Below are 13,538 nucleotides of genomic sequence, written 5' to 3'. Positions count from 1 at the left end.
AAAACATAAATGACCATAGATTCGAATACACTATTTCAGAATTATTTTATCAAAAACAAAAATTATGATGAAGTATTGAAATCTAAGGATAAAATTAACCCTAATTGGGTTAGTTTATTATCTAATTTAACAAAAGCCGGTTCCGACGAATTAACTTCTCGACAAAAAGAAATTGATTGGTTGATGGACGAAAACGGCGTTACCTATAATGTTTATAATGATCCCAAAGGCCTAAACCGCACTTGGGATTTAAACATTGTCCCTTTTATTATTCACCAAAGTGAATGGCAAACCATTGAAAAAGGTTTGAAACAACGTGCCGAATTACTCAATTTAGTGCTTAAAGACATCTATGGTAAGCGCGAACTGATTAAAAATGGCATTGTGCCGCAAGAAGTTATTTTTGCGCATCGTGGTTTTTTAAGGCAATGCGACCAAATACGGTATAATACCTCTAAAAATTTACTCATTCACGCTACCGATTTAGCACGTGGTCCAGATGGCCGCATGTGGGTGGTAAACGATCGTACGCAAGCCCCATCAGGTTTAGGTTATGCTCTCGAAAACAGGTTTGCTATAAACAAAGCCGCACCCAATTTATTTAGCGGCATTAATGTAAAGCAACCGACTTCGTTTTTTCAGGATTATAATCAAATGCTTATTGATGCCGCGCCTAAAAATGTGAGCAACCCAAACATTGTTATCTTAACTCCAGGACCGCATAACGAAACCTATTTTGAACATGCTTACATGTCCACCTTTCTAGGCTATCCTTTGGTAAAAGGAAACGATTTAGTGGTGAGAAATGGCAAAGTTTGGATGAAATCTTTAAAAGAATTAAAGCAAGTTCATGTCATTTTAAGACGTGTTGATGATGTTTATATGGATCCTTTAGAACTCCGTGAAGATTCATATTTAGGTATCGCTGGTATATTGGATGTTATTCGTCAACAAAACGTGAGTATTGTAAATCCTATTGGAAGCGGAGTTTTGGAAAACTCTGGACTCATTCCGTTTATGAATGCGATTTCTAAATATTTTTTAAATGAAGAATTAATTCTGCCGCAAATTGCCTCTTGGTGGTGCGGACAAGAAAAAGAGCGCAATCATGTATTAAAAAATTTAACCAAATATGTGGTAAAACGCATCGACCGCTCCAACAGAGAAAGTTTATATTTTGGTGAATTTTTAAATAAAAAAGAGCTCAAGAAATTAAAAGAAGAAATATTAGCAAACCCCTATCGTTTTGTTGCTCAAGCAAAAATACAATTCTCGACGGCACCCGATTTTATTGACGGAAAACTAGAACCTCGCAAAGTGATGTGCCGTACGTTCGCCATAGCAAAACGAGATTCTTACAGCATTATGCCGGGCGGTTTAGTTCGTGTAGCTGCCGAACGCGAAAACTTAAGAGTATCTAATCAGCGTGGCGGTATTAGTAAAGATTTTTGGGTTTTAACAGATAAAGCTCAAAATCAATTTCAAAATTATAGTTGGGACAATACCTTTCAAAAACCGGTATCAGACATTAACGATTTACCAAGTCATACTGCCGAAAACCTGTTTTGGTCGGGACGTTATTTAGGACGTGCCTTAGTAACTTCTCGTCTGTTAAGGATGGCGTTAAACAAAATGCAACATGCCCAATATGATAAAAGTGATACACCTTCCGATAGTTTAAAAATTATATTTGAAGCCATTACCAATATCACACATACGCTCCCTGGTTTCGTTGGGAAAGGAAAGGAAGAAGTGCTTAAAAATCCATTAAAAGAAATGAATTCTCTTATTTTGGATAATTTTAGAATAGGATCCTTAGCGCAAACATTAATTAGTTTCAACAATTCGTATTACTCGCTAAGAAACCTATGGTCTAAAGATATGTGGCGCGTATTCGATGGCATCAAAAAGCTATGGAATAAATATGACAAAAAGAATGAATACTCCATTTCAACCCTAATAAAATTATTAGACAATACCATTACTAGGCTTATCGCTTTTATGGGCTTAATTGAAGAAAGTATTTTAGTCGATCAAGGTTTATTACTCTATTTTATAGGTTTACAAACCGAACAAGCCAGTTTAACCATTGCAAAAACCCGTGCTTTAATTGTTGCTCATCACAATGAAGATTTAGAATATGAAGTGCTTGAAGCGTTATTAACTAGCCATGAAAGTTTGAATATTTATCGTTACAGCTACCGCTCTTTTTTAAGTGTAGAGAACGTGATAAACTTAGTTTTACTGAATGATAAATACAGTCGCTCGTTGACTTATCAGCTTAATCGTATTTTAAAAGACATCAGCAAATTACCTGTCCCTAAAGGTGTTAATGGTAATACGGCTTGCTATACCTTAATTCATCAATTGAATAATTTGGTTTCAAATTTAGATGCAAAAAAACTAATTGTATTAGATGATAACGAAGCGCTTAGGGAATATCTAGAACACGTACTATCGGATATTAGTGAGTTGCTACATCAAACGTCATTATCTATTTCCGATACGTATTTCAATCATTCTTATCAACAAAATCAATTGGTTAATCAAAACTTCCCACTACAATAATGGTTTTTCAATTATCACATACCACAAGTTACAAATACGTCGACGGCGTTACATTTTGTCACAATATAGCCACCTTAAAACCTCGTGATTTTTTAGGTCAAACTATTTTAAGTTATCATTTAGAAATCAGTCCGAAACCAACAGAAATTTCAGAACGTACAGATTTCTTCGGAAACACAATTACCCGTTTTTCTATACAGCAACATCATAAAGAATTAAAAGTTATTGCTAAAAGCAAAGTACTTCGCGATGTGAGTTTAGCGCCTGATATTTATGAGTCTAAAATTGGCACCGCCATGACTTTAGAAGACGCAAGAAAAGCGATGACCAAGCTTTCTCCTGAAATTTTAGAGGTTAAACAATTCTTATTAGAGTCTATTTTAATTGCCAAAATATCGAAAAACATTAAAGACTATGCTTTGGTTTCATTTAAACCAGGGCGTCCTATTTTTGAAGCGACCGTTGAATTGATGCAACGTATTTTTACTGATTTTGAATTCAACTCAAACGTAACCAATGTGGCAACACCTATACAAGAGGTTATGGAAAATAAAAAAGGCGTTTGCCAAGATTTTGCGCAAATTGGCATTGCTTGCCTGAGATCTATTGGTTTGCCCGCACGTTATGTTAGTGGTTATATTGAAACCTTACCGCCTCCAGGGAAAGAAAAACTAGTAGGTACCGATGCGTCTCACGCTTGGTTTTCATTATATATTCCGGAATTTGGCTGGGTAGATTTTGACCCTACAAATAATCAAATACCAAAAAACCAACATATTATTGTGGCTTACGGACGGGATTATTATGATGTACCACCACTAAAAGGTGTTATCTATAGTTCGGGTGAAAATAAAATGAAGGTCGCTGTGGATATTAGGCCAGCTGTTTAACACATGGATTAGAGTTTCTAAAAATCGAAATTTATAGCTCCTGTTGAACCAGTATCACTAGCAGTTAACTCAAAAACATTATCTGGTTTAAGGTTTCCTTCTTTTCGGTGAGACACATAAAGAATAGCCGTATTTGTTTCGGTTGCTATTTTATTAATTAATTCGCAAAATAAAGCAGCATCGTTATCATCGAGACCGTTTGTTGGTTCGTCTAAAATAAGCAGCGGCGGATTTTTTACCATAGCACGCGCAATAAGCACTAAACGTTGATGACCACGAGAAAGCGATAAAAAACATTGCTTTCTAATATCGAACATATTTAAAACACGTAACCAGTGTTGCGCTATTTTTATTTGAGCATTTGTTGGCGTTTTATACAAACCAACAGTATCAAAAAAACCTGAAACAATCATGTTTCCAATAGCATCTCTGCGGGTAAAACCGCGTAGCATTTCCGAAGAAAAATAACCAATTTTTTGTTTAATATCCCAAATGCTCTCTCCACTCCCCTTTTTAACGCCAAACAAAATAATATCTTGTCCGTAGGCTTTTGGGTTATCGCCAAAAATCATGCTTAACATTGTGCTTTTCCCTGATCCGTTAGGACCGATTAGCTGCCAAAACTCTCCAGACTTAATTTCCCATGAAATGGAATTTAAAATAGGACGTTCGCGATAGTTAATAGATACATTATTAAATTTCACTAAAGATTGTTCTTCTTCACCTGCAGAATGCTCAACTTTTGGTAAAGTGTCGACAAACTGAACTCCTTCTGAAGTATTGAGACTATTACTATTTTCGGTTTCTTTGAAAGGTTCTAATTGACCTTCCTTAAACACCCATATTTCGGTTATAAAAGATAAAAAATCTCTTTGCCTGTTTGCTATTTGAATAATACGCGTGTTCTCACTTAATTGGGTAATCTCTTTTTCAATATGAGCTTGTGTTAAAACATCAAGATTTCCAAAAACATTATCAATTACCAAATAATCTGGTTTCTGAGCTATAATATGATTTAAAAGGGCTTTTTTTCGTTCGCCTTCCGAAGAATGCAATAAACTGTTTTTAGTTTCAGTAACGACATCAAATTGTCCATGACGTGTTTCTTCTTCTATAAATTTATTTAATATAATTTCTGAAAAAAGGGCGCCCTTTAAATTGGAGAAATCAGGTATAAGATTACCTGACATAATAGATTGGATAAGGCTTTCCTTATCCGATCTATTAGATATATAAATTGCTAAATGCTTTTGCAACTCTACTTTTATTATTTTTTTATAAATTATTGGTGTGGAAAGGCACTAAACCATCAATAGGTCTGCGCTCGAAATTCCCCACTTTAAAGCCCATTTCTTCACCAACTTCTTTAATTTCTTTTTGTGCAAAAAAGGCGATAGATCCAGCAAAATGTACAGGAACTGTTTTTAACTCTTCTTTATACTGCATAATCATGTTTTTTGCTAAAAGACGAATACCTTCCTTAATAAGATTTATGGTGTATTCTGAATCTTTATGTAAAAACATAAATTCAGCAAAATTTGCTAAATAAGCATTAGGACTAGGTTGTTTGTATAGGTTGTATTTAATAAAATCGGCCTCCATGTTAAACTTAGCTCCAAAGGCTATTCTAACATTTTCTGGCATGTGATTATAGTAATAATCTCTAATTAATTGCTTACCATAATAGTTACCCGAAGCATCGTCCATTAAGGTATAACCAAGCGATTTAACACGTTGATGTAATTTTTCACCATCAAAATAACTACAGTTAGACCCTGTACCCATAATACAAACTACGGCAGCTTGATCCGGCGTGTCTATAGTAGCGTATACGGCAGCCAAAGTATCTTCATTAACTTCAACATGCGCATTAGAAAAAATTTCTTGTAAAACGGCACTTAACAAATCTCTGGCATTATCGGTACCACAACCGGCTCCGTAAAAAAAGACGTGTGTTACGTTTTCTGCATTAGACTTTAATTCTTTACTTTTTTTAATTAATTTTTTAAGCTTTTTCTCGCTTAAAATGGCGGGATTTAATCCTTTTGTTCGGATTTTATCCATTAATCTATTGCCATCTTTATCTACTGCAAGCCAATCTGACTTTGTAGAACCACTATCTACAATTAAAATCATAAGTTCTTAGAATTAAAAAATCCACAGCATTATTCAAAATAAATAATACTGTGGAAATATATAGATAATTTATTTTACAGCACCAATATATTGAGCTAAATCAATTAATTTAGTTGAATAACCAAACTCGTTATCATACCAAGAAACTAATTTTACAAACCCGTCATTTAATGCCATACTTGCGTTTGCATCAAACGTACTTGTTTTTGGTTCAGATACGAAATCTTGAGATACTACACCTTCTTCAGTATAACCTAAGATACCAGCTAATTCACCTTCAGAAGCTTCTTTTAAAGCCGCTTTAATTTCAGCCCATGGAGCTGGACGCTCTAAACGACAAGTTAAATCTACTACAGATACATCAACAGTAGGGATTCTAAAAGCCATACCAGTTAATTTTCCGTTTAATTCAGGAATTACTTTTCCAACAGCTTTAGCCGCTCCAGTTGAAGCAGGTACGATGTTGTTTAAAGAAGCACGACCTAAACGGTAATCTTTTCTAGATACACCATCAACAGTAGATTGTGTAGCAGTTGCAGCGTGAACAGTTGTCATTAAACCTTCAGCAATTCCGAATTTATCGTTAATTACTTTAGCTAATGGCGCTAAACAGTTAGTTGTACAAGATGCGTTAGATACGATAGTATTTGCAGCAGTAATTTCTTTATGGTTTACACCCATAACAAACATTGGTGCATCGGCAGATGGTGCAGAAATTGCAACCTTCTTAGCTCCAGCAGTAATGTGTTTTTGTGCACCTTCTAAAGTTGTGAAGATACCAGTACAATCTAAAACAACTTCTGCTCCAATAGCATCCCATTTTAAATCTTCAGGGTTACGTTCTGCAGTAACTCTAATTGTATTTCCGTTTACTATTAAGTTACCATCTTTAGTTTCGATAGTTCCATCAAACTGTCCGTGAACAGAATCGAACTTTAATAAGTAAGCTAAATGATCTACATCTAATAAATCATTAATTCCTACTACTTCAATATCATTAGATCTAGAAGCTGCTACTCTAAAAGCAATTCTACCTATTCTACCAAATCCGTTAATTCCAATTTTTAATTTTGACATATTCTTGTGTATAAATGTTAAGTGCTCATGATATCTGAGACACGCAATAATTCTAAGTTTATTTTTGTTTTTCCTTTAATGGCATTATCTAAAGGTGTAAGCTCCATTTTATTATTAATTAAGCCTACCATATAATTCGATTTACCTTCTAGTAAAGAATCTACGGCTTTTACCCCCATTCTACTTGCTAAAACACGGTCGAAACATGATGGTGAACCACCACGTTGCATATGCCCAAGTACAGATACTCGCACATCATAACCTTCCATATTTTCATCAACGTAATCCTTAAGTTCAAAAATATTTTTTCCTATTTTATCACCTTCAGCAACGACTACAATACTTGAAGATTTACCAGATTTTCTACTTCTTTTTAAAGATTCTACCAAACGTTCTAATCCTAAATCTTCTTCAGGGATTAAAATTTCTTCGGCACCACCAGCAATTCCAGTATTTAGAGCAATATGTCCTACATCTCGCCCCATAACTTCAATAAAAAATAATCGGTTATGAGAACTTGCTGTATCACGAATTTTATCTATCGCTTCAACTACGGTGTTTTGAGCTGTATCAAACCCTAAAGTATGAGACGTTCCAACGATATCGTTATCAATTGTACCAGGAATTCCAATTACAGGAAAACCAAACTCTTCGTTAAATATTAAAGCTCCAGTAAATGTACCGTCACCACCAATGGCAACTAAAGCATCAATACCGGCTTCGTTTAAATTATCAAACGCTTTTTGGCGTCCTTCTTTTGTTCTGAATTCTTTAGATCGAGCCGATTTTAAAATCGTTCCTCCCTTATTAATAATTCCTTTCACGCTACGGGCATCCATGGGAACGAAATCGCCTTCCATTAAACCTTCGTAGCCTCTATATATTCCTAAACATTCAATTCCGTGGTAAGCACAGGCTCTAACCACTGAACGAATGGCAGCATTCATACCTGGAGCATCTCCTCCGGAAGTAAAAACACCTATTTTTTTTATTTTTGTGGGCATCGATTTCTTTAAATTAAAACGTAAATTTACTAAAGAAATAGTATATAAACATAGCAAATGACCTGTTTTATTCGATGTTTGATACTATAACGTTTTAGTAAAATAAAATAATTAATATGCACTTTTAGCTCAAAAAAAATACATTAAAATGAATTTTAACTTAATATTCTGATGAATATTAAATAATCATTCTTTTTCAGGAGCAGTTTTCACCGAAATAAAATCTGGTAATACATTTTCTGTTTCTTTTTCTGGTTCTTCTAACACCGGATTTTCATCATCAGAATTATTTTTGAATATTTTCCGAAGTAATTCTTTAAATGTATCAAAATCGACATTGTAAGATAAACCAACTCCTTGAGTATAACCAATATCTTCTCCAAAATTTCGAATACTATTTTCTCTATTGAAAACTTTGGCGGTAAGTGTCCCGTCGGCATTTAATAGGAATGAAATTTCAGCATCGCCAGCAACTACAGTATCGGTTGCGCCACCCACAGGCACCCCTACTTTACCATTAAAAAGAATACGGTCGCTAATTTGGGTTTGCAAGGTTAAACCTACACGATCTTCCGTTTGATAATCTGGCGTGTTTTGTCCCGCTTCATAATTTAAACCTAAATTAAGTTTACCATCTCCATTAGAAAACACACTATTTATAATACCATTCAAACGTTCGGCAATGGTTCCTGAAAAATTAAGTTCGTCTAGCCCTCCAGAAAAAGAGCCGGTAGAAATTAAATACAAAGCTTGATCTTGCCTATCAGAATCTGATTCTAAGCGATAATTTAGCTCCGATTTTATAGTTGAATTTACGTTAGGAAAATCAAAAGTAAACTCTGGGTTAGGCTGTTCTAAATTACCTGTTAAAGCAATATTTAGTTCTACAGGGATACTTCTATTAATAGGAACATCTAATAAAGGGGATGGATTGGCTTGGGTTTTATATATGGCATTCATATTTATAGCTGCATCAAGTGGGTCGCCCTCCCAGGCCAATGTACCACCTGGTTGTACTATAAATTGTTTTTGAATAAAACCTCCGTACGCAAAATTGTAAACACCTTCAAAAACAGCAAAATCGCCCCACATATCAAATTTACCATTCGTATTAATTTCTACTAATAATCCGCCACGTCCTTTTCCTCTTAAAGAGTGACCCGTGTTTTTATCTATTATAATTTCAACTTCGGCATCTTCCGTAACATCCAAATCGAAATCGAGTTCAATCCCTTTTATTTCATCAAAAACGAGTTCTGTTCCACTATTTCGAGCTTCCTTTTCTTCTTTTGTTATAAAATGAATGAATGAATTATCGCCAAACGATTCTGCATCGTTCAACGGAATTTTAAATACCGTACCCGCTTTTGTTTCGCCTATAACATTAATTCTCAATTCATCGGTTGGACCATAAATACTGGCTTCTCCTCCAATAAATCCGGTGCCGTAATACAGCGCATCTTCTGATTCTTTGGTATCTAGAACTAATAAATTTTTAGTTGAAACATCAAGTCCTAAGCCCCATTTAGAAAAGTTAACATGATTTAAATTACCATCCAGTTGCCCCTTGGTTTGAAACTTAGTATCGGTTATTTTTATTTTATTGAAGATAAAACTTTGGTCCTTTAATGTTACCGAAGATTTATCAGCAAAGGCATAATCTACATTTAAAAACGGAATGCCCAATCCTGCTTTTTGTAATGATAATTCACCATTAATACTTGGGCGGTTTAAATTACCTGTTACATTAACCTTACCAGAAGCCTGACCTCGAATATCACTTAAAACACCTTGCAACAACGGATTTAAAGGGTATAAATCGAAACCATTAAATAGTAAAGCCACATCAATTTTAGATTGTTTTCCGGCCACATAAATTTCTCCATTTGCTTTAAACGAGTTTGTTTCATCTGTACTAATAGTGGCATCAACCATATAATTTGTTAGCGATTCGTCTCCACTAATATTGGCATCAAAAGAACCTAATAGAAAATCGTTCACTTTAAAATTGTCTATTACAATACTCGAATTTGGCAAATAGTTTCCATTTTGCTGTAATACATCCAGCTTTCCGTTGACATTCCCAGAGAAAGACAAACTATCAATATCGGGTGTAATTTTAGCTAAATCGACATTTGTAAAATTAAGTTTAATATCTTTTTCTGTGGAATCTCTTAAGAAACCTGAAAGCCGAATTTCTTCATTATTATGATTAATTCTAAACTTATCAATATTAAATTTTGTTAATGCTTTATCGAAAGATATTTTATGAAACTGATCTTGCAATTCATTAATATTCCAAGTATTATTTTTTATGGTAATATCTGATTGTTTAAAACCAATTACCGATTCGGCCGATTCATTTATGGTATGATAAAAACTAAGGTTAAATTTATCTTGATTACGCTTTCCTCCTGTAAATTCAGAACGCATAAACAAGGTATCATTCACGGTCACGTTAATTAAGTTGAAGTTAGACACATTGTAATATTTAGTGTTCAAACTATCCACTTCAACATAGGTATTAAAAACTGGATTACTGTTATCTACTTGCAACTCAATGTTATTCGCAAAATAATCTAATAACTTAATTTTAGGCGATTTAAAAGTGAGTTTAAACTGCTTTTCATCACTTTCTACTTTTCCACGTATAAAGGTGTTTTTTGCCAATTCTAACTCTGGATAAATAACCTCGATTATCTTATTATAAATAGTAAAATTAAAATCGATACTTTGGTTAGCTGCTACTTTATGCGGAATGTAATTGGTGTAAATATGCCCAATAGAGTTTTCGAACAATTTTTTAAGTTCTTCAAACTTAAATTGTCCTTTTAAATCGCCTTCTATAATATCGGGCGAATTAATTTCTATATATCTCAAATCGTCACTAAAACGTGATGAAACATCGAAAGAATCAAAGAAATAGGTGTCGTTTTCGTTGATGTATTTTGTTCTTAAAAATGAAATTTTACCATAAGCATCATCATAATTACTGGCATTCATATTCATTTTTACAATACTTCTAAAAATAGAAATACTATCTTTTTTCACGAAATTTAATGCATTAAGGTTTGCGTAATCTACTTTAGCTTCAAAATCGTATTTGTTTACCGTTTCAGAAAAATCTACAAGTCCTGTAAAATTAAGTTTCAGGTTTACATCATTTGCAATTAAGTTACCATCAAAAATGTTATTTTTTACATTTCCTGCAACTTTAACTCCAGAATATTTATAGCCGTTATATTCAATTTCAAAAACATCTCCTTTTACTTTGGTATCAACCGTTTTGGTTACAAAACCTTTACCGTCTACATCAAAATTTAAGGATGCTCGGCCTACATCTGGCGCATTTAAAAAAGTACCAAAATCGAATTCTGTAAAAATAATATTCCCCTTATATGCTGCATTATCAATATCGTTTATTTTACTAATTTCCAGATTAGAATCTACAAAACCTAACTCGGTATCAATTTGAATATCTGCAATTACAGCCGACGATGTTACTTGTGAATTTCCGGTAATTGTAAAATAGCCTAAACGATCAAAAGATGAAGGAATAGCTGAGCCAAGTACATTAGGTAGTAAACTTTTTAAATCTTTATACGTGGACGATAAATTTCTATAATTACCCGTCATATAAAAATTACCAGCGTCTTTATTAAACAGGTTTTTGAAATTGATATCGCCGTAAATACGCGTGTTCCTATTGGTATTTAATTGTAAATTAGAAGCTTGTAAATTGTTTAATGTTCCTGAAATTTCAGTACTAAAACTGGCGGTTTGGTTCACGCCAAATTCATTGTAAAACGTATTCAGCTCATCTAATTGCACCTTAGAATCTGTAAAATTAGCAGACACCAAAACCTTATCTGTAAAATACTTAAAATCGGCACGATCATAAGAGAATTTCAAATCGCCTTTTAATACCGAATTTGGTGTTTTAATATCCAAATTTGCAAAGGTCATTTCAGTTAAAGTATAACTAAAATTCGTCATCATATTTTTTACAACAACACCACGGCTATCTTTAAAATTAAGGGTATTTATTCGGGCATCAACATCGCTTCCGTTAATTAAAAAATTGGTGGCGTTGATATTTAAATCTTCAAAATGAAGCACTTTGGTCGTGGTTCTATTTTCGTCTAAAAGCTTAAAAACACTATTATTAATGGACACATCACTAGAAGATAGCAAAAATTTACTTTTTTCAGTTCTCGGGTTATCACTATTAAATCGCGCCACAAAAACGTCTAAATTAGTTTCTGTTGTATCCTTATAAGTTACAATATTAAAAAGCAGATTTTCAATATCAATATCACCAAAAACAAGCTGCCCATTAATGATATTTCTAACACTCAAAATAGAGGTATTCAATTCAACAATACTAATAAGTGTATCTTGCTTATAATCTTCAATATAAATATTTTTAAGCTCCACATCGCCGTTAAACTGAAGGCTTACTCGATCTACATTTATATTGGTTTTAAAATCCGTATTTATCCGGTTTGTAACATACCTTCCTACTCCGGTTTGTACAGCGGGAATAGAAAGTATCAACACCAAAATGATGAACAACAACAGTAAAACACCTGCTATCTTTGATAGTATTTTTAGAAATTTTTTGATACGTTTAACGATATAAATTTATTAAGAATAAACTATTTTTGCAATTCCATATTTAAAGAATCTGTTGAGAAGTTTATTCGGATTCAAAATTAACAATTATTGTGCCTAAAATTCACTAATGAAGGAACAAAATATTTATATCCTCGGAATTGAGTCGTCCTGCGATGATACTGCGGCTTCCGTGATACATAACGGAAAAATTTTAAGCAATGTTGTTGCTACCCAAAAAATACATGAAGAATTTGGTGGTGTAGTGCCAGAATTAGCTTCGCGCGCCCACCAACAAAACATTGTTCCGGTCGTAAGTCAAGCGCTAAAAAAAGCCAATATTAATAAAGAACAACTGCACGCAGTGGCCTTTACACGTGGCCCTGGGCTTATGGGAAGTTTATTGGTTGGCACATCGTTTGCGAAATCTCTAGCCTATGGTTTAAACATTCCGCTAATTGATGTAAACCATATGCAAGCTCATATTTTGGCACATTTTATAGATGAAGAAGGCTTTGAAAAACCACCTTTTCCGTTTCTGGCCATGACTATTTCTGGAGGGCATACACAAATTGTACGTGTAGATTCTTATTTTGAAATGACTGTTATTGGTGAAACCATCGATGATGCCGTAGGTGAAGCTTTTGATAAAAGTGGGAAAATTTTAGGTTTAGGCTATCCTGCAGGCCCAGAAATTGATAAACGCGCTAAACTCGGAAATCCGAAAGCTTTTAAATTTACAAAACCAAAAGTAGCTGGTTTAAACTTTAGTTTTTCAGGGTTTAAAACAGCTGTACTATATTTTATTCAGCGTGAAGTTAAGGCCAATCCTAATTTTATAGCAGAAAATTTAAATGATATTTGTGCTTCTATTCAATTTACTATTATAGGTATTTTAATAGATAAGTTGAAATTAGCCACCAAAGAAACAGGTATAAAACATATTGCTATTGGCGGTGGTGTATCGGCCAATTCCGGGATTAGACAAGCTTTAAAAGATGGTGAACAAAAATTTGGATGGACTACCTACGTACCTAAATTTGAGTTTACAACAGATAATGCAGCCATGATTGCTATTGTTGGTTATTTAAAATATTTAGATGGTGATTTTGCAGAACAAGATGTCGTAGCCTCTGCCCGATTAAAAATTTAATTGTTTAGGTTGAATAAACAAAAACCATATGTTTTCTTCTGTATTTCAGCAATTAATGCAGCAATAAGCAGTACTTTTTTCTAAAAAAATCATGAC

8 protein-coding genes are annotated in these 13,538 nt (G+C 33.7%); 3 read left to right on the top strand and 5 right to left on the bottom strand.

The window, feature by feature from the left end; translation table 11 throughout:
• The first annotated feature begins 9 nt into the window (after nt 1–9).
• The gene (locus tag QWY92_RS16810; protein ID WP_290273401.1) at nt 10–2,568 is read left to right on the top strand and encodes a circularly permuted type 2 ATP-grasp protein; all 2,559 of its coding nucleotides are present in this window, start codon (nt 10–12) and stop codon (nt 2,566–2,568) included.
• Nucleotides 2,568–3,458, top strand: a complete 891-nt coding sequence (locus QWY92_RS16805) for a transglutaminase family protein (protein WP_290273398.1) — start codon at nt 2,568–2,570, stop codon at nt 3,456–3,458. Before QWY92_RS16810 ends, QWY92_RS16805 begins: the two co-directional genes overlap by 1 nt.
• Before the next feature lie 17 nt (nt 3,459–3,475).
• On the opposite strand, the gene QWY92_RS16800 is transcribed toward QWY92_RS16805, so the two are convergent.
• The 5 genes from QWY92_RS16800 to QWY92_RS16780 all read right to left on the bottom strand — a co-directional run bounded on the left by QWY92_RS16800 (nt 3,476) and on the right by QWY92_RS16780 (nt 12,235).
• Nucleotides 3,476–4,648: an ATP-binding cassette domain-containing protein gene (locus tag QWY92_RS16800; RefSeq protein WP_290273395.1), complete on the bottom strand. Its 1,173-nt coding sequence runs from the start codon at nt 4,646–4,648 to the stop codon at nt 3,476–3,478.
• Between the two features lie 85 nt (nt 4,649–4,733).
• Nucleotides 4,734–5,594, bottom strand: coding sequence for a BadF/BadG/BcrA/BcrD ATPase family protein (locus tag QWY92_RS16795; RefSeq protein WP_290273393.1), 861 nt, complete (start codon nt 5,592–5,594; stop codon nt 4,734–4,736).
• 69 nt (nt 5,595–5,663) lie between these two features.
• Complete coding sequence (gene gap / locus QWY92_RS16790) at nt 5,664–6,671, bottom strand: type I glyceraldehyde-3-phosphate dehydrogenase (protein ID WP_290273390.1); 1,008 nt, start codon at nt 6,669–6,671, stop codon at nt 5,664–5,666.
• A gap of 17 nt (nt 6,672–6,688) precedes the next feature.
• The gene (gene pfkA, locus QWY92_RS16785; RefSeq protein ID WP_290273387.1) at nt 6,689–7,675 is read right to left on the bottom strand and encodes a 6-phosphofructokinase; all 987 of its coding nucleotides are present in this window, start codon (nt 7,673–7,675) and stop codon (nt 6,689–6,691) included.
• Between the two features lie 186 nt (nt 7,676–7,861).
• Nucleotides 7,862–12,235, bottom strand: a complete 4,374-nt coding sequence (locus QWY92_RS16780) for a translocation/assembly module TamB domain-containing protein (protein WP_290274136.1) — start codon at nt 12,233–12,235, stop codon at nt 7,862–7,864.
• 184 nt (nt 12,236–12,419) lie between these two features.
• On the opposite strand from QWY92_RS16780, the gene tsaD reads away from it, so the two are divergent.
• Nucleotides 12,420–13,442 (top strand): tRNA (adenosine(37)-N6)-threonylcarbamoyltransferase complex transferase subunit TsaD, encoded by a 1,023-nt coding sequence (gene tsaD / locus QWY92_RS16775; RefSeq protein WP_290273384.1) that lies wholly within the window; start codon nt 12,420–12,422, stop codon nt 13,440–13,442.
• Nucleotides 13,443–13,538: the final 96 nt, after the last annotated feature.

The organism is Algibacter miyuki (assembly GCF_030409805.1).
Lineage (GTDB): Bacteria > Bacteroidota > Bacteroidia > Flavobacteriales > Flavobacteriaceae > Algibacter > Algibacter miyuki.
Note: the sequence above shows the minus strand (reverse complement) of the source record. Positions and strands in the feature narration are given on the sequence as shown.